We start from the raw sequence: 18,685 nt of genomic DNA on the forward strand, positions 1-18,685 counted from the left end.
CAAAGAAAAAGAGGGTGTGGCAATACACCAACACCCTCTTTAAATCAGAGACTTAGCGGCGTTTACTCACCGATGTGCCAGCCATTAGTAATTGGGTAACGGCGATCACGGCCAAAGCCACGGGCACTAATACGAACACCTGTGGGAGCTTGACGACGTTTATATTCGTTCACATCCACAAGGCGCAATACTCGATAAACGGTATCACGGTCGAATTTTTTACTCGCCAAAATTGCTTCCGCACTCATATCTTGCTCAATATACATATGTAATATTTCATCTAGGATATCGTAGCTAGGCAGAGAGTCTTCGTCTTTTTGATCTGGGGCCAATTCCGCTGAAGGCGGTCTAACTATTACGCGCTCAGGAATCACATAACCTAAACTGTTGCGGTAACGGCACAATCTGAAAACCAATGTTTTAAAGACATCTTTTAGTACGGAATAGCCGCCAACCATGTCACCGTATAAAGTGGCATACCCCACTGCCATTTCGCTTTTATTGCCTGTGGTCAGTACCATGTAGCCTTTTTTATTAGAAATGGCCATTAAGGTAACGCCTCGTGTACGGGCTTGTAAGTTTTCTTCCGTCGTGTCTTTAGCAAACCCTTCAAACTCTGGCGCTAACACATTACTAAAGGCAGTCACCATGGATTCAATAGGCAATACACTGTATTTCACCCCAAGCAGGTTGGCTTCTTCTTCCGCGTCTTCCAAGCTCATTGAAGAGGTATAGGTGTAGGGCATCATGACCGCTTGCACGCGATCAGCGCCAATAGCATCAACCGCTACTGCTAACGATAAGGCAGAATCAATACCACCACTTAGTCCTAACACTATGCCTTTGAAACGGTTTTTCTCAATGTAGTCACGAAGTCCTAAAACCATTGCTTGATAGACGCTTGCTTCCACATCAAGGGAAGGTGCAATTTCACCCGCTACGGGCTCTACCTTATTGTTTTGTTCTTCGCTGACTATCATGTCCACGCAATACAAACCGGCTTTAAACCAAGGGGCTTGACGTACTTTATGGCCTTTCGCGTTCACCACAAAGGAGCCGCCTTCATAGACCAATTCATCCTGAGCGCCCATGTAGTTAACATAGACAATAGGCAAATTGATCTCTGTGGCTCTTTTATGCAGCAAGGCTTCTCGCTCACCCATTTTTTCCACATGGAAAGGCGAAGCATTGAGATTAAGAATAAGCTCAGCCCCAGCTTGCTTGGCTTGAGCAGAAGGCTCTGGGTGCCAAATATCTTCACAGATACTTAAACCCACTTTGACCCCTTTTACCTCCACAATACAGGCTTGGTTACCCTCGCTGAAATAACGTTTATCATCAAAAACGAGGAAGTTAGGCAACTTCTGCTTGGCATATTCTCCAAGCATCTTACCTTGATGGATAACGCAGGCGCAGTTGAATAGCTCACCATCAATACGACGAGGGTAGCCCACCACAAGATAGATGTTTTTAACTTCTTCCAGCAAACGCTGTAACGCCGATTCAATTCGCGTGTCCAAACTTGGGCGCAGAAGTAAGTCTTCAGGTGGATAGCCGGTCAGGGTCAGCTCAGGGAAAACAATCACATCCGCGTGTTGCTCATCACGGGCTTTGATGGCCTCATCGATCACCGCTTGTGTGTTTTTGGTAATATCGCCAACTAGCATATCCAGTTGCGCCATAGCTATTCTTAATGTCATACGTTTGCTATCTCATAAACTCTGTTAGAATATGCCTTTATTGTCGTGGAATTACCCAACCAAGGTAAAGTGTATGATCGTACGTTTAATCGTTTTTATTGCTATTTTCTTCATTGGCTGGTGGTTATACCGCCAATTTGTCAACGCAAAAACCCATAACGCACCCTCTACACAGAAAAAATCCTCTGGGAAGGCTAAAAAAGACGATCAAGAAAATATGGTACGCTGCACTCAATGCCAAGCATTCACCCCCATCTCTCATGCTGTCCATGACCAAGACGCCAAGCCTTTTTGTTGTGCTGAGCACTTAAAGGATTACCATAAGCAATAAGTTACTCTTGCAGAGCGACCCAACCATGGCTCTGCAACACCTGCTCTCGCCACCACCAGCAATGAAAGGCTTGTTGGTTTAGACTGGCACATAAACGATGAAACTGCCCTCCTTGGGCATTTTGCCACTGGGACCATTGGTACCAAACTTGAAGCTTGTTGTTAGCCCAGCGTCTCAGATTCCCACTGTCTGCTTCAGTCAGTTCGCAAAAGCCAACACAAGGGCTCGATTGAGCGAGACTAAAATTCGGCTGTTGCACATATTGTACTTTAAAGGCATCGGGGATTTGGGAGGAAACTTGGGCTTGCTGCAAGGTTTTGCGCCATTGCCAATCGGCCAATAAATCCTGCTGAAAATAGACGGAGAAAGTCCCAGCCGCCAAGAGCAGGATTAAAATGGGCAGCGAAATCCAGCCCTGTTGCGCTTTATTTATGTCCCGCTGCATTGTCACCCTCCCTGAATCGGAATGATACGCTTACCCACATTCGTGCAGGGAGGTTGATAAGACCAGACTTCTCCCCTCATGGTTTGATAAGTGGCGTCCAATGGAAAATCATTCACACAATTTGGCAGCCGATACATAAACTCCACCCAAATAGCCTTTACCTGATTAAGAGCATATTCACCGTGACGAGTATCGATACTATCCACCAAACCATCTTGGCTGGTATCTAACAGGGGATATAGGGCCATGCGCTCAAGACCTGCCCATAATTCCAATGAACGCCCACTGATACTTGGAGTTCGCCACAAAGCCAACGCGCCATTTTTGCCATCAGCCAGATACCAGTAAAAAGCTTGCTCACTTTCTAGAATGCCACTTTGCCCAATGCCATCTTGGCTAGCCAAACTCACCACCATGCCTTGGGAATTAACACTGGTAATGCTGGCGGAATAACGCCCTTCACAGCTGGTAAGAGTCACTGGGTCACCAAGCTTCCAATCACAAGCATCAACAAGATGTGTTTGTTGGCCACGGGCAGTCATGGTGAAGCGACACAGGCCATAATCTATCCCCCCGAGCCAATCGGATGCGTTATCAAGAGCGCGACGTTTGAGTTTTAAAGGGATAACTTCGCTGGACTGAATAATGAGCGTTTGTGAAGGTAGCAAGCAGCCCGCAGGCAACAACCTAGACCACTGGGATTTAAGGTGGTCGATCAGAGCATTTTCCACCTCCTGTGCTAACAAATATTGACTGGTGCGCAGCTGCTGCTCATTTAATCGTGACACTGCACCGATCAAAAAAGGCATCACTAGACTGACCACGAAGCAGGCCACCAAAAGCTCCATTAAGATGCTGCCTTTCGATGATAGCCGCTGTTGCATCATGGCTTGTCCTCGATTCCTTTGCCAACACTTGTCGATTTCTGCGCCACGACAAACCAACGCTGAAAATCTGCTCCGCCACAGAGGTCACAATTTGGGTAAGAATTGGTCTTACTGCTAGAAGATGAAGATACACCAGACAGCCAGTTCGGTGAGTTCATCAAGGAATTTAAAAGCTCTATTTGCTCTTGTGCTTGCTCCTGATCATCATTGCTTTGCAGTTGTGCCAGGCTTTGCCATTGTATCTGTTGCTGCTTTTGCAGCATTACCAACACAAAAGATAACAGCGCTAAACAAAGCATGACTTCTAACAGCATCCAGCCCTGTTGATTGTGCTTGCCCCTTTGTAAGCTTGTCATCCGATCACTCCAGCTTTATTAGGAACAAGCCGTCACAGGCAAGGTTTCATCTAGATAAAAACGACCACTCTGATTGATGATAATACGTGCTTGCCACTGCCCTATACAAAGTACAAAACTGCCATTCTGATAAGCAGACAACCCGTTGGTTTTAAACTCTATAAAACTTTTTTGAGCAGGAAAGCCTTGCCAACGAACCAAGAGGTTATCTGGAAACCTGCCTTGCTGGATGGGTGAAGAAGATTGTTGTGTTTCAAAGATTTGATAACCATAGGACCAATCCCCTGAGCAATCTATCCCGCCACAAAGGAAGCTATTTTGCCCATTGGTTATGGCCAATTGGCGGGCTTGTAAAAGCCCTGCAGAAAGGTTTTTTAAGCTGACTTGCAAGGCACGTTTATCAGCCAGACTGGCACTATAGTCCCGCACATGAGCTGTGCCCATATAAGCCAGTATGCTCAAAATGGAGAGCACTACCATCACCTCAAAGAGCGTAAAGCCCCGTTGATACCTCATAAAACCTCCTTGTTTTATTTTGGCTTACTCTATTTTTCTTACCTAAGCTTTCGTATTTTAGAAAAAATAGGTAGCAAAAAGCTACCATCAAGGATAGAAAATCATTTTTCAGAAAACCAATTATTAATATGCTTTGCGATTTGACGCGGCTTTTGAAAAGGCAATGAATGGTCACAGGCACTCATGACCACATGCTGCCAACCCTCTATGGTTTCACTTAATCGATCATAATGTTGTTGCAAATCCTGATGGCTTAGCTGGCCAGAAAACAGCAATACTTGCTCTGCACAGGCAAGCATGTCCGCTCTTAGGGTCGGTTTTTCCTGCATTTTTTCAACATAGTTAGTCACTGCATCCAAAGCATAAGCAAAACCAAAGGCACGGTGGGCCAGTCGCGATTGTGTCGTCGCTTCGGCAACAGGGTGCTTGCGTCGGTTAGGTGACACGCCATCCATGAATTGCGCAACGCCCAATTCAACATCCCCGGTTTCTCGTATTAACTTTGAAGCTTCACGGTATTTTAATCTCACCGTCATCAGGGTTGATAAATCTTCTCTGTCTAATGAAGCTGGCTCTAACAACGCCATTTTTCGAGGCGACCTACCTTGTAATGTGAGGGTTTGATTCAAATGTAGGCCAACTAAGCCCCCAAGGGAATAGCCAACCATATCAAACGCTTGCCAATTCAAATGCTCTAACAAAGCCTTCACTTCGGCACTAAGTTCTTCAATCTGCACGGGCGCTTCTTCCCCATGTTCATGAAAACTCTCCCCCATTCCTTTTAAATCCGGCACCAGCATCCAGCGCCAAGGTGTCAAATAAGGCACCATATCGCCATAGGTGATCTCACCCGCTACGCCCGCACCATGAAGCAGCAAGCAGCAGCCTTCGCTGGTGGCATTAGGGTTTTCATAAAGACGATAAGCTAGACGCGCGCTCGGTAGAGAAAGAAAAAATACATCAGACACTTGTAATTATCCTGTGACAATCCCAATTAAGAGAATACAATCAATAGTTTTATATCGTCCGTAATGTTACTAGGTATTCATTCACAATGTCAGAAATTACCCTGATAAATTTCCCTTATCAGCCTTCACTGTTAAATTTTTTCTCCGCGTTACGGGATTTTCCCTATCCGGCATTACTCGACAGTAATCATCAAGATTTTTCTGATACCCGTTTTGATATCCTCGTAGCAGACCCTATTGCTCGCATTCATCCAGAGGTGTCTGCAAGTGCCATTACTTGGCATAAAGAACCGGCATTTTCGTTAACACCCACAACGAACCCCATGGAGTTGTTGGATGAATTAATGAATGAGCTTTGCCAGCAACATTGGGCATTATCCGCCCCCAAAGAATTACCTTTTTGTGGCGGTTTATTGGGCTACTATGGTTACGAAAGCGGCCATTATGTTGAGCAATTACCCGATACTGTCATTCATGACATTAGCTTGGACACTCTTAGTATGGGCTTATATGGCTGGGCGGTGATTACCGACCATAAGAGTAAAACAACCCAATTAGTTGTCAGCCCGCTGAGTGACGAAGAAGATATTGCGAAGGTGAAACAGCGCCTTGCGCAAGCCGACAACCACAGCAAGCCAAGCCAAGAATTTCGCTTAACCGCGCCTTTTCAGTCCAATATGACTGAAGAGGACTATGCGAAGAAATTCAAGCAAGTACAGGACTACATACATGCGGGTGACTGTTATCAGGTCAATCTAGCCCAGCGTTTTAGTAGCCAGTATCAGGGAGACACCTTCCGTGCTTATCAGGCCCTACGCAAGGTTTGCCCGACGCCTTTCTCGGCCTATTTAGAACTGGATGCTGGACAAAGCATTCTGAGCCATTCCCCTGAGCGCTTTTTATTGTGTGACAGCGGCCGCATTGAATCTAAGCCGATTAAGGGCACCATTGGCCGAGGCAAAACCCTAGAAGAAGACCAACATAACGCCCAAAGCCTGATGAACTCTGCCAAAGATCGTGCAGAAAACCTAATGATAGTGGATTTGTTACGCAATGATTTAGGGCGAACATGTGAAACGGGCAGCATTAAAGTCCCGGCCTTGTTTGCCTTAGAAAGTTACGCCAATGTTCACCACTTGGTGTCCACCGTGGAAGGTCGAATAGACTCACCAGAAAAAGCCTTACAAACCTTCCAGCAAAGCTTCCCCGGTGGCTCCATCACTGGGGCCCCGAAGATTCGCTCCATGGAGATTATTGATGAATTAGAACCTCATCAGCGTTCTGTTTATTGTGGTTCGGTTGTTTACTTTAGTGCTAACGGTCAGATGGACTCTAGCATCACTATTCGAACTCTGGTGGCCGATCGCGGCAAACTTCATTGTTGGGCGGGAGGTGGTCTGGTTGCAGACTCCACTTGTGAAAATGAATACCAAGAAACCTTTACCAAAGTGGGTAAATTAACACATACTCTAGAACAGGAATTTTTGAAGTAGGCTTTTTATATGTCTGACATAGCTCAGTTTTTAAACGCTCCACCAATTATCACAGGTTTAGATGAAATTCGTGACGCATTAGACAAAGCTCCCTATGATCAGCCCATTCACAATCCTGATGAAGACATGTTTCCCGCCGGTTACAACCAAGATTACCGCTCCGCAGCGGTATTAATTCCTATCTGGCAAGACCCTGAAGATCACGAACTTTATGTGCTACTCACCCAAAGAGCGTTGCACATGCGCAACCACCCAGGGCAAATCGCCTTCCCTGGAGGCAAACACGATTCGGATGATACCAGCATACAATACACTGCCCTGCGGGAAACCTTGGAAGAGGTAGGCCTTGCACCAGACTGCTTTGACTTACTAGGGGAGCTAGGAGAATACTGTACTATCTCAGGTTTTTGCATTAAACCTATCGTGGCAGAAATGACCCGCCGCAGCGAATTAAGCCTGTGTGAAGAAGAAGTTAAATCCGTCCATTGGGTGCCATTAAACTATTTATTAAACCCGCAGAATTATCGTTTTCGCACCAAACAATTGGATAAACGCTCACGGGGCTACTTTGAAATAAAGTACCAAGACATTCATATTTGGGGGGTTACCGCAGGGATTTTATTTGGTCTTTATCAAACCTTAGCCAACCACATAAAATCAAAACAATAATCACTCGCATCCATTGATTCTTCTAGCTTAGACAGATATTAGTTGCTTCCCTCCTGTCCCTATTTTCTATTATAAGGTTAGCGTGGATTCGTATTTTATTTCGGTGCCGCAACTTGCTATGGTAGCCATAATTTAATTAAGAATTTGGTTTAGAATCTTATGTCATCATTCGACCTAGCAGCCTTTATCGAAAGCAATAAAGCCGATGAAGCGCAAAAAATCATTCATAACGCCCTAAAACACTTCGATAATATCGCTATCTCTTTTAGTGGTGCTGAAGATGTGGTGCTAATTGATATGGCCATCAAGGCTAAAAAAGACCTAAAAGTCTTCTCTTTGGATACAGGTCGCCTGCACCCAGAAACCTATCAATTCATTGAAAAAGTGCGCAAGCACTACAAGATTGAAATCGATATCTTGTCCCCTGACCGAGAAGCACTAGAAGAGTTTACCCGCAAAAAGGGCTTGTTTAGCTTTTTTGAAGATGGTCACAAAGAATGCTGTGGCATCCGTAAAGTTCAGCCTTTGAAGCGCAAGCTTGCCACTCTGGATGCGTGGATAACAGGCCAGCGAAAAGACCAAAGCCCTGGCACACGAAACGTTCTTGCTTTTGCGGAAGAGGACACGGCATTTAGCCAAGAGGATAGCCCTCTGTTCAAATTTAACCCTCTTGCAGAGTGGTCATCTGAAGATGTTTGGAACTACATCAAGATGTTTGATGTGCCTTACAATGCACTGCATGCAAAAGGCTTTACCAGTATTGGTTGTGAGCCTTGCACACGTGCTGTATTACCGAATCAGCATGAGCGTGAAGGTCGTTGGTGGTGGGAAGAGTCTGAAAACAAAGAATGTGGCCTGCATATTGGCAACCTAATACCGACTGCACAGCAATAATACTGTTTAGTCAGTATCAAATAAGCAGGCTAGAGAGCCTGCCTTTTTTGATATTGACTTTGCTTATAACCGTCTAATGATACTAAAAACTTCGCATGGCAACGCTCAAGATTGACAACATGCTCAAGTAAAATCTGCCCTAACTCTGTAATCTCTACTCGCCGACCATGGCGCTGAAACAAAGTCCCTCCTACCGATTCTTCAAGTTTACGAATGTGCTGACTAATAGCAGGCTGAGTTAAGCCTAATTCCGTAGCCGTTTCTGTAAAGCTATTGGTTCTCACTAAAGCTTTGAAAGTTAACAAGTGTTGTACATTTAGCATAAATTTTTCCTTATCTAACACGCATTCTATCTGCTTAGTGAGTGACAAACATTGACCTATGTCGGCTTTTAATGAAGACTAAAGCTTTATAGGTGAAGCAGATACAACCATGACTAATGCGTATGATGACATGCTTCCTTGGCATGAAAGACAATCCGGAGCCCAGCAAGCTCGTGAGAATGATTACCGCACTCCTTATCAAAGAGATAGAGCGCGTATTATTCACAGCGCGGCCTTTCGCCGCCTCCAGTCAAAAACTCAAATACTTGCCATACGTCAGAATGATTATAGTCGAACACGACTCACCCACTCCCTTGAAGTGGCACAAATCGGCAACGGCATTGTCCACCAGCTAAAACACAGCCAGCCAAGCGATGCACCTTTTCAAAAATGGCTTGCTCAAGAAGCCCTCATCGAAACCGTTTGTTTAAGCCATGACATTGGCCACCCGCCTTTTGGTCATGGTGGTGAAATCGCTTTAAACTTTATGATGCTCGACCATGGTGGTTTTGAAGGTAACGCCCAGTCCTTGCGCATTTTGGGTAAGCGCGGCTCTTATTCCCAAACCTATGGCATGGATGTCACCCGCCGTGCTCTATTAGGGTTACTCAAGTATCCAGTCTTACACGATGATGTGGTCGGCGAGTACCCAAATAAACCCTCAAGCTTTCGCCAGTTCAAAGCCGCTCATTGGTCGCCACCAAAATGCCTGTATCAAGAAGAGTCGGACTTGCTTGACTGGATCACTGAACCATTCAGTGCACAAGACAAGCTTGCCTTACAGCAAACCCACCGCCACCAGCCCCAAGCCCATGCTAAAGCCTGTCATTCCAGCTTTGACACCAGCATCATGGACCTTGCTGACGATATTGCCTACGGCGTCCATGATTTAGAAGACGCTATAGTGCTTGGCATGGTCACCAAAGATATGTGGTTGGAGCATTTAGAACCAAAATTACAAGCGCTAGATTGCCCTTACCTCAGCACTAACTTAGAGAGCATTCGCCATCAGCTTTTTAGTAAACAAAGCCATTTACGTAAGGAGGCCATTGGTAGCTTAGTGAGCTGGTTTATCACCTCTTGTTTCATCTCAGAGAATGAAGCCTTTGAACACCCCTTGTTACGCTACCAAATCGCTTTACCTAGCCCTCAGCGACAAGCCCTTGATTGCTTAAAGCAATTTGAAATGCAGCACATTATCAAGCGCCCAGAAGTGCAAATGCTGGTCTATAAAGGCCAACAAATGCTGTTAGAAATGTTTGAAGCTTACAGTGCTGACCCAGAAAGACTCTTGCCCAGTGAAATTGCCAGAGAATGGCATAAAGCGTCACAAATCAACCCGCAAGCAGGCTTACGCATTATTTGTGACTACATGTCTTCCATGACGGACGATTACGCCAGCCGCATGTACAACAAGCTTTTTGTCCCCAGCCTAGGCTCGGTGTTTGAACCCATGTAACCATCTACTGATCTATTCTAAAAATTAAAAAGGCGATCCTTATGGATCGCCTTTTTAACGCATTCTTTTAAACAAGCAGCTTCATCACTGAATAACCAACAAAAACCTATAACATGATAGAACCGCGACCAATAGATTGAATTGGTCCTGTTGGTTTCCCTGTAGGTGAGCCACCCTCTTGCTCTAAGGTTAATTCAAATAATTGATTTTCGGTCAGCGGCGGTAGTTGATCCAGCGCTATATTTAACGTTTGACCTTTCTCCACCAATCCTAAAGATATTGGTGCCTCCCATCCATCTGCTTTCGTCCAGAACTGCAGTACTTTGCCTTCTGGTATTTCTACTGCGGCCAATGGAACAAGTTGTATTTGTGTCGCTTGGCTAGTTTGAATAACCCAACCTGGCGTTTTATTTTCAGGTGCCACCAATACGGCAATGTAGGTAGGATCACTCATTTTTGGCGTAACGAATTGCAACTGCACCGCAAAGAACACTGCAAAAGCAAAACCTGCCAGCGACAAACCTCGCCATAAAGCCAAACTTTGCCAGAAAGATGTCTGTTTAGTTGGAGCAGATTTGTTTGTTTGTGCAGACGACTCGAGTGCATCCAGACTTCGTTCAATGCGTACTGATAATGGCTGAGGTGCAGGCATTGGCTCTAAGCGATCGGTAATGGATGCAAAGTGCGCTTGCCATTTATTTACTTTGCTTTGTAACTCTGTGCTTCGAGCCAATCTTGTTTCAAAGGCGCTACGTTCATCTGCACTGAGTGTCCCCAGTACATACTGCCCAGCCAAGGTGTTGTCCGTTTCAGGAGTTTCATCTGTATACTGATTCATTGTAAACACTCCTTTAAAACTTTAAGGCTACGTTTAATCCACGACTTCACTGTGCCAAGAGGTTTATCCAATAATTGAGCTATTTCGCCTTGTGTATAGCCATCTACATAGGCGTGCAAAATACAGAGTTTACGATCGGGCTCTAACCTATCTATACAAAGATGAAGCTCATTTTGCGCTAAAGGATCTTTCGCCAGTTCAGATAAAGCATTAGCACTTTGATCCTCCTCAACCAACTTGTTATCACACAGGTCGAGTAGAAACTCAGGTTCAGAAAGCACTTGCCTTTGACTATATTTCAATGCGTTTAAGGCCAAATTTCGAGTCAATGTATAGACCCAGCCCCGAGCTGACCCTAACTCTGGGTGATAGCTCCCTGAATTTTTCCAAATCTTTATAAAAGCATCGTGTACGATATCTTCAGCAAGGGGACGGTTTTGTAGAATACGCATCACAACAGCAAGCAACCTTGGCGCTTCCTGTTCATAAAGCTGCCTTAAGGCTTGTCGATTTCCATCAGCACAGTGTTTCAGCACATTTTCATAATCAAAAGAGGTTGAGGGTGTCACACTGGTCTTCCTAATGAAAAAACCCAGTGTACAAAACTGGGCTTTTTAAGTCATTAAAGATGAGAAACAAGAGGCAAACACACAATATTCACCAAGTCTTATTTACTCAAATACTTACTTTGCTTTCCAGAATAAGTAATCACCAGAATAATTCACAACCACAGAATGGCCTACTTTGTCCGTGCTACAACCTTCCATTGGAGCGGCACCGCCTTGTAAATTAATACGTTGGATATAAGTCACCCCTTCCAGTGCGCCTGGTCGAGTCGACGCATTTGCTTTTACTAATTGCATTGGAATACTGCCTTTTGCAGAAGGCGAAACAGCAAGCTGCTTTCCTGTAATAGAGGAACCATCAAGAGATTCCCAAGTCGCTGGAGGCCCAAAATAAGATACTAAATGATTACCTTTGTTATCACTCAAAATGGCGCGGGGACCAGCAAATGACCAAGCGACCTTCTTGCTGTTTTTCTCATCGGCCTTACATACCCAAGTAATATTACCTTGTGCACTTGTATGCATAGCTAGAGTGTTACCCGCTGGCACTTTTATGGACTTTGGTAGATTATCCTGAGAGAAACTACCTGCATAAGATTGTGACGCTGCCACAACAAGAATTGATGCAACCGTAAGTTGTAGACCATTACGCATATTTAAATTTTTCATTTTTACTCTTCCTATTTTTGAGTGAATACCTGTTTCAAAACAGCCAATGTCTTACTGCTAATAGGTACTACAATCGAAAATGACATTTGGATGCAGGAAAAATAAAAAAATTTATGCCGCCTATGAGTGGCTATATTCTTTCCCTAGAATATATAGGTCTTGTTTAGCTTGCTGTGGGTTTGGTTGAGCGATGTTAGGCAGTTTGCCCCATAGGGTAAATTGGTGTTTTTCAAAGAAGTGACGGCTGTTTAGATTGCTACTGTAAATATGGGCAATCAGATGAGTAAAGCCAAAATGTTTGGCTCTTATTTCAATATGCCTAAGCAGATCATGCCCAAGGCCGCAGCCTTGGTGTTGGTTTTCAACGTATAGGCTTATTTCGAGAGCTTGATCGAATGCTGGTAAGCCATAGAAAGCCTGCAAGCTGCACCAAGCAACGACTTCTTGAAGGCTTTCTGCCACAAGGAAAGGTCGTTGTGGTGAGGTGTTTTCTAGCCACTCACAAATATCGAGTAAACCAAAGCAAGGCGTTTGGCCTTGCTGACTAAAAGCTTGGTTTAGAATGGTTAGAATAACCGGAGCGTCTTCTAACTTCGCTTCACGTATTCGCCATTCTTTGCGCATTTGCATACACCCGCTTACAGGTTATCTAGTCAAGGTTAGCCTTGTTCCAACAGGCGGCGCAAATCAATAATCGCTGCGTTAGCTCGAGAAATGTAGGAAGCCATTACCAAAGAATGGTTCGCCAGCATGCCGAAGCCACTGCCATTAAGTATCATAGGCGACCAGATAGCCGTTTGCGTCGCTTCCAACTCCCGAATAATTTGGCGTAAGCTCACCAGTGCATTTTTATCTTGTAGGGTAAAGACAAAGTCCACTTCTACGGCACGTAAGATATGAATCAAGGCCCAGCTGGTACCACGAGCTTCGTAAAACACATCGTCTATTTTCGACCACGGAGTTTTCACATATTGGTAGTCACCAGAGTTGCTTGACTGACGGGCACTGGTTTCACCTGCTAGATCGGTGTTTTCACGAACATTCGCCACACTTGCCGCCAAACGTTGTGACAAGCTACCTAGGCGAGTATTTACATCCGACAACCAGTCCGACAAGTTATCCGCACGAGCATAGAACTGCGCTTTATCGCTGGCCGTACTGTTTAAGCGGTCAAGGTAGTTCATCAATTCTTGGTTACCACGACGGTACTCACTTTCACTGGAAGGTAAGGCCCAGCTGCGAGTGTCGAAGTTAAACTGTGGCTCCGCAATTTTTAAATTCACATCTTCCGTGGATTGGGACTGTGAACGGCTAAACTCTTTACGCAAAGCGCGGGCTAAATCACGAGACTGTACCAGCACACCAAATTCCCAAGCAGGCATGTTATCCATAAACACTCCAGGTGGTGTCACATCATTGGTGATAAAGCCGCCCGGTTTGTCCAATAAGGTGCCAACCAAGGTATGCAAAGTGCTGGCGGTGGTGTAGCCCACCACAAGTTTCTTGCTGTTGTTTAAGTAGCCTTGCTGTTCAGCTTTTTCTTTCGCGGTGGCGACCACATCAAATTGGTCCGGCTCACTGCTCCAATACATGCCCAGAACAGACAAGAGGATAACCAGTACCGCAATCACCGCCACGATACCCTTCCACAAACCAGACAGGTCAATGCCTTCTTTTATAGAAGCAAATTTATTTGTTAACCACGACATGATGACACCCTCAATCTAGTTGTAATTCGATCGTGTGAGACGTGCGATGGAAAATCATCGCACGGACACGAAATTCTGTGACTCGGCTATTAACAATCTGATAAAGCAATCTGGCTTGTTTATCATTTGGCCAATTAATCTCAATAGCGGCTTGCGTTTCATCAACCTTATCTATGATAGGTTGCATTCTCTCAATTATCTCTTCGTCGCTCAAACTAAAGAGGTTTGCAGGCAAAGAATATTGCCCAACGGGCGGTGGGCTCTGTAGATTAGCAACGGACGGTTTAGTCGTTTTTTGTTGGGCGCGGGTGCGTTTTAAGTCCGCGATACGCCCTTCCACTTCAACAATCAATACATCTTCTGGATTAGCTAGACGAGCCAGCTGTATATAGCGATTGGCCGTCAAGTATTGTCCTCTTTGCGCGGCGGACCAAGCCCATTGAGTGTACTGCTCAACTATTTCTGAAATCCCTTGAATGGCGTCAAAGTTGCCTGGATCACGACCCAAGGCTGCCTGAAAATACAAGTTGGCGTTATCATCCTCTGGCGTCAGTAAGCGCTGCTCAGCCAGTGCAATACGACCATTAACGATCAATTGCTGAGTGATTTTTTCAGCCGCCGTTAATGTTTTTACTGGGGGAGTTTCGACCTGCTTAGGTTCGGTCTCGATTGTCTGCACATTGTTTGGTTCTGGCGCTGAAGTAGGCTCAGCAGCATGCTCTACCGTTTTCTCCAATTCTGTTTGTGCCTCAACCGCAGGCTCAGCCGTGTCAGTAGATCGTACAGTTTGTTGGCAACCTGCCAATATAAGAGCAGAACCTAGCAAAACAATCGTGCTTATCTTCAAATTAATTCCTTATCTTTGGCAACTTTTGAACAGACTGATAGTCTATAGCCCTAACTATATGGATGGAATGGTTAAAAACAAGATTCTTCCTCCATGAACTTATTTGTTTCGTTTAATTGAAGAGATTTATGCGTCTAATCATTCTACTACTAAGTCTGCTTGGCCTTTCTACTGTCCAGGCGTTTACCTTTGCCCCCAGCTCCAATACTCAAAATGCTTTTTTAACCGTCGATCAGGCTTTCCAACTCTCCACCACAGCACCAGAAAATGGCCGCATAAAAGCTAACTGGGTTATCAGCGATGGCTATTACCTGTATCAAAAACAATTCCGTTTAGGGGGAAAAGATGGCCAGCATTTGTACTTTGCGCCTTTCCCTGAAGGGGAGCACAACCATGATGCCTATTATGGTGATGTCACGGTTTATCGTGATCAGTTAGAGCTGGAAATTTATTATGATATTAATCTACCTGCTGGCACCCGCATTCAAGCGACATTGAGCTACCAAGGCTGTGCCGATTTAGGGTTATGCTATCCACCCGAAACGACTCCTATTAGTTTTGTAGTGCCGCAACTAGACACCACTCAACAAGGGGCCTTACCCCAACCGCAAGTCACCCCAGATGCGATTGAAATCGCCCCTTCTGCCGCCAGCAATATTCGTGAACTATTAGATTCTGCTGATCTGTGGCTGACTCTGGCGACAATTTTTGGCTTAGGGCTTTTGCTGTCATTCACCCCTTGCGTGTTGCCTATGGTGCCGATTGTGAGTGCCATTGTGGTGGGTACCAAGTCATCTAAACTTAATGCGTTTCTTTATACCATGATGTACGTGCTGGGCATGGCGTTAACCTATGCTGCCATTGGCTTCTTGGTGGCCGCTTTTGGCGCCTCATTGAATCTACAAGCTCAATTACAGAACCCTATACTATTAGGAGTTAGTGCGGTTATTTTTATCCTGCTGGCTCTGGTTATGCTGGGGGCATTTGAACTCAAGCTGCCCAGCTTCTTATCCAAACAGATCAACTTCAATCCGGCTGGTGGACAGTCCGTCACGAAAGCTAGCCTAGGCAGCTTTTTAGCCGGCATTTTCTCTACATTGGTTGTATCCCCATGCGTTTCAGCACCACTGGCGGGGATTCTGCTCTACATCAGTACCCAAAATGAAGCCTGGTATGGGGCGGCCATGTTATTTGTGATGGCCTTAGGTATGAGTACACCTTTGATTCTTGTGGGCTTGTTCGGCCCTCGTGTACTTCCTAAAAACGGAGAATGGCTAAACGAAGTCAAATCCCTAATGGGCTTTGGACTCTTGGCCGTAGCCATTTGGATGGTTACCTCTTGGTTGCCAGCCCTTTTCACTAACTTGTTGTGGGCGTCCCTTGCTTTGCTGGTCAGCAGTTATTTTTTCCATCGTATAGCCAGTGTTGCTTCCCATGTTATTCGCTGGTTTTTTGCACTGACAACCCTTCTAATTAGTGCTGGACTTATTTACAACGCCTTCATAGGTAACCCAACCACAAACCAATTTGCCAGCACAGCAAGCCATAGCGCCGTGACAGATAAAGGGTTATTTAGCCATCATATTGGCAGCCTTGCAGAGTTAGATGAAATACTGGCGCAATCCGATTCTCGACCGATTGTTTTAGACTTGTACGCGGACTGGTGCATCAGCTGTAAAATAATGGAAGATGAAATTTTCATGGACCCTGAGGTTCACCCATTGCTAGAACAAGTACGCCTTGTCAAGGTGGATGTAACTAAAAACTCAGCAGACAATAAAGCGTTTATGGCGCACTTTAATCTCTTTGGACCGCCCTCTTTGCTGTTTTACCAACAAGGCAATACACCTAACAGCGAGCTCTCTTTAATTGGCGAGCCAAACAAGGAACAAGTACTCACACGTTTACAGTATATTTTGCAATAGTCATACAAATATGACAGGTATACAGATGATCAAAAAATAAACTTAGCTGGCAGTTTAAGGTTTTTTTACGACATAACTGGACAAAATCACGCTTTTTACCGATAATTTCCGCATAGATTGCCTGCTGACTTGATTCTTACCCATAGAATCCTCCAAGACCTTATCTAGAGGTTCAATAATGAGTCAGCAAAGCACAAAGAATGAATAGTATTTAGTGAAGCTACCTTCACTAGTCAATTTACACCGACAGAGAGAGTAAAAATGGATATTCGTAAAATCAAAAAACTAATCGAGCTTTTAGAAGAATCAAACGTCTACGAGATTGAGATTAAAGAAGGCGAAGAAGCCGTTCGAATCAGCCGTGGTGGCGCTCCTGTTGCCGTTGCCCCAGTTGCTGCTGCACCAATAGCGGCCGCACCAGCTGCAGCCCCAGCAGCCCCAGCAGCTTCTACTGCGGCACCAGAAGCTCCTGCTGCGGTAGCGGGACATACTGTTAACTCTCCAATGGTAGGTACTTTCTACCAATCTTCAGCACCAGGTGCTAAAGCATTCGTTGAAGTTGGCCAAAAAGTAAATGCTGGCGACACCATCTGTATCGTTGAAGCGATGAAAATGATGAACCAAATTGAAGCTGACAAGTCTGGTACTATTGGCGCAATTCTTGTTGGTGACGGCGAGCCAGTTGAGTTCGATCAACCACTCGTTACTATCGTTTAATCTAAAACAAAGGCTTCACCATGCTAGATAAGGTATTGATTGCAAACCGAGGCGAAATTGCACTGCGTATTTTACGTGCCTGCAAAGAGCTCGGTATCAAAACCGTTGCGGTTCACTCAAAAATTGACCGTGACCTACTCCATGTACGCTTAGCTGATGAGTCCATTTGTATCGGACCTAACCCTTCGGCGCAAAGCTACCTAAACATTCCTGCCATTATCAGTGCAGCAGAGCTAACCGATACATCAGCCATTCACCCAGGCTATGGTTTCCTTGCTGAAAACGCAGATTTTGCAGAACAAGTTGAAAACTCTGGTTTTGCCTTCATTGGCCCTAAAGCAGAAACCATTCGTCTAATGGGCGATAAAGTCTCTGCAATTAAAGCCATGAAAGAAGCTGGCGTACCGACAGTACCAGGCTCTAACGGTCCTGTACCAACAGACCCGGATGAGTGTTTACGTATCGCTCGTGAAATTGGCTTCCCAGTGATTGTAAAAGCGGCTGCCGGTGGTGGTGGTCGTGGTATGCGCGTTGTTCACAACGAAGGCAGCCTACTAAAATCGATCAGCATTACTCAGTCTGAAGCAGGCTCTTACTTCGGTGACAGCACGGTTTACATGGAAAAATTCCTACAAAACCCACGTCACGTAGAAGTTCAAGTACTGGCGGATGGCCAAGGTAACGCAGTTCACCTATACGATCGTGACTGTTCTTTGCAACGTCGTCACCAGAAAGTATTGGAAGAAGCGCCAGCACCTATGCTAGATGAAGAATCTCGCCAAGCTTGTTTACAAGCCTGTGTTGATGCTTGTCTTAAGATCAACTACCGCGGTGCCGGTACGTTTGAATTCTTGTACGAAGACGGTGGCTTCTACTTCATCGAAATGAACACTCGTGTTCAGGTAGAACACCCAGTGACTGAAATGGTAACTGGCGTTGATATCGTAAAAGAGCAGCTGCGTATTGCCAGCGGCCTTCCTCTGTCCCTTAAGCAAGAAGACATCAAGCTTAACGGTCATGCAGTAGAAGCCCGTATCAATGCGGAAGATCCTAAGACCTTCATGCCTAGCCCAGGTAAAGTGGAATACTTCCACGCGCCAGGTGGCATGGGTGTTCGTGTTGACTCTCACCTATACAGTGGCTACTCAGTACCACCGACGTATGATTCCATGATTGCGAAAATCATTTGTCATGCACCGGATCGTACCGCTGCACTAAAACGCCTATCTGGTGCCCTAGATGAAACCTTCATCGATGGCATTAAGAGCAACATCGCTCTACAGAAAGACCTAGCCAATGACGCTCAGTTCATTGCTGGTGGCGTTAACATCCATTACTTAGAGAAAAAACTAGGTCTTTAAGTAAGCGGATTC

At 45.3% G+C, this 18,685-nt stretch carries 21 protein-coding genes; 8 read left to right on the top strand and 13 right to left on the bottom strand.

Features of this window, described 5'->3' with window-relative positions; all coding sequences use genetic code 11:
• Positions 1-62: 62 nt before the first annotated feature.
• Complete coding sequence (locus ACUM5Y_RS00740) at positions 63-1,700, bottom strand: NAD+ synthase (protein WP_445974937.1); 1,638 nt, start codon at positions 1,698-1,700, stop codon at positions 63-65.
• A gap of 73 nt (positions 1,701-1,773) precedes the next feature.
• Here ACUM5Y_RS00740 and ACUM5Y_RS00745 point away from each other — a divergent pair, with 73 nt between their 5' ends.
• A complete protein-coding gene (locus tag ACUM5Y_RS00745; RefSeq protein WP_445974938.1) occupies positions 1,774-2,031 on the top strand; it encodes a PP0621 family protein in 258 nt (85 codons plus the stop codon).
• Position 2,032: 1 nt separating this feature from the next.
• Here ACUM5Y_RS00745 and ACUM5Y_RS00750 read toward each other — a convergent pair whose 3' ends face one another.
• From ACUM5Y_RS00750 to ACUM5Y_RS00770, 5 genes are all read right to left on the bottom strand, one after another.
• Positions 2,033-2,476 carry a hypothetical protein gene (locus tag ACUM5Y_RS00750; RefSeq protein ID WP_445974939.1) on the bottom strand — a complete coding sequence of 148 codons (444 nt, stop codon included), beginning with the start codon at positions 2,474-2,476 and terminating at the stop codon, positions 2,033-2,035.
• A gap of 2 nt (positions 2,477-2,478) precedes the next feature.
• On the bottom strand, positions 2,479-3,363 hold the full coding sequence (locus ACUM5Y_RS00755; protein WP_445974940.1) for a hypothetical protein: 885 nt from the start codon (positions 3,361-3,363) through the stop codon (positions 2,479-2,481).
• Positions 3,360-3,719: a type IV pilus modification PilV family protein gene (locus ACUM5Y_RS00760; RefSeq protein ID WP_445974941.1), complete on the bottom strand. Its 360-nt coding sequence runs from the start codon at positions 3,717-3,719 to the stop codon at positions 3,360-3,362. Before ACUM5Y_RS00760 ends, ACUM5Y_RS00755 begins: the two co-directional genes overlap by 4 nt.
• 18 nt (positions 3,720-3,737) lie before the next feature.
• Positions 3,738-4,235, bottom strand: a complete 498-nt coding sequence (locus tag ACUM5Y_RS00765) for a GspH/FimT family pseudopilin (RefSeq protein ID WP_445974942.1) — start codon at positions 4,233-4,235, stop codon at positions 3,738-3,740.
• 101 nt (positions 4,236-4,336) lie between these two features.
• On the bottom strand, positions 4,337-5,203 hold the full coding sequence (locus ACUM5Y_RS00770; RefSeq protein ID WP_445974943.1) for an alpha/beta fold hydrolase: 867 nt from the start codon (positions 5,201-5,203) through the stop codon (positions 4,337-4,339).
• An 86-nt stretch (positions 5,204-5,289) separates the two neighbouring features.
• Here ACUM5Y_RS00770 and pabB point away from each other — a divergent pair, with 86 nt between their 5' ends.
• The 3 genes from pabB to ACUM5Y_RS00785 all read left to right on the top strand — a co-directional run bounded on the left by pabB (position 5,290) and on the right by ACUM5Y_RS00785 (position 8,259).
• Positions 5,290-6,696: an aminodeoxychorismate synthase component I gene (gene pabB / locus ACUM5Y_RS00775; protein ID WP_445974944.1), complete on the top strand. Its 1,407-nt coding sequence runs from the start codon at positions 5,290-5,292 to the stop codon at positions 6,694-6,696.
• A gap of 9 nt (positions 6,697-6,705) precedes the next feature.
• Positions 6,706-7,365 carry an NUDIX hydrolase gene (locus ACUM5Y_RS00780; RefSeq protein ID WP_445974945.1) on the top strand — a complete coding sequence of 220 codons (660 nt, stop codon included), beginning with the start codon at positions 6,706-6,708 and terminating at the stop codon, positions 7,363-7,365.
• 159 nt (positions 7,366-7,524) lie between these two features.
• The gene (locus ACUM5Y_RS00785) at positions 7,525-8,259 is read left to right on the top strand and encodes a phosphoadenylyl-sulfate reductase (protein WP_445974946.1); all 735 of its coding nucleotides are present in this window, start codon (positions 7,525-7,527) and stop codon (positions 8,257-8,259) included.
• A gap of 29 nt (positions 8,260-8,288) precedes the next feature.
• Here ACUM5Y_RS00785 and ACUM5Y_RS00790 read toward each other — a convergent pair whose 3' ends face one another.
• The gene (locus tag ACUM5Y_RS00790) at positions 8,289-8,582 is read right to left on the bottom strand and encodes a LysR family transcriptional regulator (protein ID WP_445974947.1); all 294 of its coding nucleotides are present in this window, start codon (positions 8,580-8,582) and stop codon (positions 8,289-8,291) included.
• Between the two features lie 109 nt (positions 8,583-8,691).
• Here ACUM5Y_RS00790 and ACUM5Y_RS00795 point away from each other — a divergent pair, with 109 nt between their 5' ends.
• The gene (locus tag ACUM5Y_RS00795; RefSeq protein ID WP_445974948.1) at positions 8,692-10,041 is read left to right on the top strand and encodes an anti-phage deoxyguanosine triphosphatase; all 1,350 of its coding nucleotides are present in this window, start codon (positions 8,692-8,694) and stop codon (positions 10,039-10,041) included.
• A gap of 106 nt (positions 10,042-10,147) precedes the next feature.
• On the opposite strand, the gene ACUM5Y_RS00800 is transcribed toward ACUM5Y_RS00795, so the two are convergent.
• From ACUM5Y_RS00800 to ACUM5Y_RS00825, 6 genes are all read right to left on the bottom strand, one after another.
• Positions 10,148-10,879 (bottom strand): anti-sigma factor, encoded by a 732-nt coding sequence (locus ACUM5Y_RS00800; RefSeq protein WP_445974949.1) that lies wholly within the window; start codon positions 10,877-10,879, stop codon positions 10,148-10,150.
• Positions 10,876-11,448, bottom strand: coding sequence for a sigma-70 family RNA polymerase sigma factor (locus ACUM5Y_RS00805; RefSeq protein WP_445974950.1), 573 nt, complete (start codon positions 11,446-11,448; stop codon positions 10,876-10,878). The genes ACUM5Y_RS00800 and ACUM5Y_RS00805 overlap by 4 nt, the downstream gene beginning before the upstream one ends.
• A gap of 114 nt (positions 11,449-11,562) precedes the next feature.
• The gene (locus ACUM5Y_RS00810) at positions 11,563-12,114 is read right to left on the bottom strand and encodes a DUF3455 domain-containing protein (protein WP_445974951.1); all 552 of its coding nucleotides are present in this window, start codon (positions 12,112-12,114) and stop codon (positions 11,563-11,565) included.
• Between the two features lie 120 nt (positions 12,115-12,234).
• Positions 12,235-12,744: a GNAT family N-acetyltransferase gene (locus ACUM5Y_RS00815; protein ID WP_445974952.1), complete on the bottom strand. Its 510-nt coding sequence runs from the start codon at positions 12,742-12,744 to the stop codon at positions 12,235-12,237.
• A 29-nt stretch (positions 12,745-12,773) separates the two neighbouring features.
• Positions 12,774-13,823 (bottom strand): DUF2333 family protein, encoded by a 1,050-nt coding sequence (locus tag ACUM5Y_RS00820; protein ID WP_445974953.1) that lies wholly within the window; start codon positions 13,821-13,823, stop codon positions 12,774-12,776.
• A 10-nt stretch (positions 13,824-13,833) separates the two neighbouring features.
• Positions 13,834-14,670 carry a tetratricopeptide repeat protein gene (locus ACUM5Y_RS00825; protein WP_445974954.1) on the bottom strand — a complete coding sequence of 279 codons (837 nt, stop codon included), beginning with the start codon at positions 14,668-14,670 and terminating at the stop codon, positions 13,834-13,836.
• A gap of 128 nt (positions 14,671-14,798) precedes the next feature.
• On the opposite strand from ACUM5Y_RS00825, the gene dsbD reads away from it, so the two are divergent.
• The 3 genes from dsbD (at position 14,799) to accC (ending at position 18,673) form a co-directional block, all read left to right on the top strand.
• Entirely contained in the window at positions 14,799-16,595 is a 1,797-nt protein-coding gene (gene dsbD / locus ACUM5Y_RS00830; protein ID WP_445974955.1) for a protein-disulfide reductase DsbD, read from the top strand.
• Positions 16,596-16,856: 261 nt separating this feature from the next.
• Positions 16,857-17,312 carry an acetyl-CoA carboxylase biotin carboxyl carrier protein gene (gene accB / locus ACUM5Y_RS00835; protein ID WP_445974956.1) on the top strand — a complete coding sequence of 152 codons (456 nt, stop codon included), beginning with the start codon at positions 16,857-16,859 and terminating at the stop codon, positions 17,310-17,312.
• 20 nt (positions 17,313-17,332) lie between these two features.
• A complete protein-coding gene (accC, locus tag ACUM5Y_RS00840) occupies positions 17,333-18,673 on the top strand; it encodes an acetyl-CoA carboxylase biotin carboxylase subunit (RefSeq protein ID WP_445974957.1) in 1,341 nt (446 codons plus the stop codon).
• Positions 18,674-18,685: the final 12 nt, after the last annotated feature.

Source organism: Marinomonas dokdonensis, assembly GCF_052747885.1.

Excerpts from the sequence above, each read along its gene's own strand:
- accC (WP_445974957.1), top strand. The coding sequence starts at position 17,333 with ATGCTAGATAAGGTATTGATTGCAAACCGAGGCGAAATTGCACTGCGT.
- ACUM5Y_RS00740 (WP_445974937.1), bottom strand. The coding sequence starts at position 1,700 with ATGACATTAAGAATAGCTATGGCGCAACTGGATATGCTAGTTGGCGAT.
- ACUM5Y_RS00750 (WP_445974939.1), bottom strand. The coding sequence starts at position 2,476 with ATGCAGCGGGACATAAATAAAGCGCAACAGGGCTGGATTTCGCTGCCC.
- ACUM5Y_RS00790 (WP_445974947.1), bottom strand. The coding sequence starts at position 8,582 with ATGCTAAATGTACAACACTTGTTAACTTTCAAAGCTTTAGTGAGAACC.
- dsbD (WP_445974955.1), top strand. The coding sequence starts at position 14,799 with ATGCGTCTAATCATTCTACTACTAAGTCTGCTTGGCCTTTCTACTGTC.
- ACUM5Y_RS00760 (WP_445974941.1), bottom strand. The coding sequence starts at position 3,719 with ATGACAAGCTTACAAAGGGGCAAGCACAATCAACAGGGCTGGATGCTG.
- accB (WP_445974956.1), top strand. The coding sequence starts at position 16,857 with ATGGATATTCGTAAAATCAAAAAACTAATCGAGCTTTTAGAAGAATCA.
- ACUM5Y_RS00755 (WP_445974940.1), bottom strand. The coding sequence starts at position 3,363 with ATGATGCAACAGCGGCTATCATCGAAAGGCAGCATCTTAATGGAGCTT.
- ACUM5Y_RS00745 (WP_445974938.1), top strand. The coding sequence starts at position 1,774 with ATGATCGTACGTTTAATCGTTTTTATTGCTATTTTCTTCATTGGCTGG.
- ACUM5Y_RS00785 (WP_445974946.1), top strand. The coding sequence starts at position 7,525 with ATGTCATCATTCGACCTAGCAGCCTTTATCGAAAGCAATAAAGCCGAT.
- ACUM5Y_RS00815 (WP_445974952.1), bottom strand. The coding sequence starts at position 12,744 with ATGCAAATGCGCAAAGAATGGCGAATACGTGAAGCGAAGTTAGAAGAC.
- ACUM5Y_RS00780 (WP_445974945.1), top strand. The coding sequence starts at position 6,706 with ATGTCTGACATAGCTCAGTTTTTAAACGCTCCACCAATTATCACAGGT.
- ACUM5Y_RS00820 (WP_445974953.1), bottom strand. The coding sequence starts at position 13,823 with ATGTCGTGGTTAACAAATAAATTTGCTTCTATAAAAGAAGGCATTGAC.
- ACUM5Y_RS00795 (WP_445974948.1), top strand. The coding sequence starts at position 8,692 with ATGACTAATGCGTATGATGACATGCTTCCTTGGCATGAAAGACAATCC.
- ACUM5Y_RS00810 (WP_445974951.1), bottom strand. The coding sequence starts at position 12,114 with ATGAAAAATTTAAATATGCGTAATGGTCTACAACTTACGGTTGCATCA.
- pabB (WP_445974944.1), top strand. The coding sequence starts at position 5,290 with ATGTCAGAAATTACCCTGATAAATTTCCCTTATCAGCCTTCACTGTTA.
- ACUM5Y_RS00765 (WP_445974942.1), bottom strand. The coding sequence starts at position 4,235 with ATGAGGTATCAACGGGGCTTTACGCTCTTTGAGGTGATGGTAGTGCTC.
- ACUM5Y_RS00800 (WP_445974949.1), bottom strand. The coding sequence starts at position 10,879 with ATGAATCAGTATACAGATGAAACTCCTGAAACGGACAACACCTTGGCT.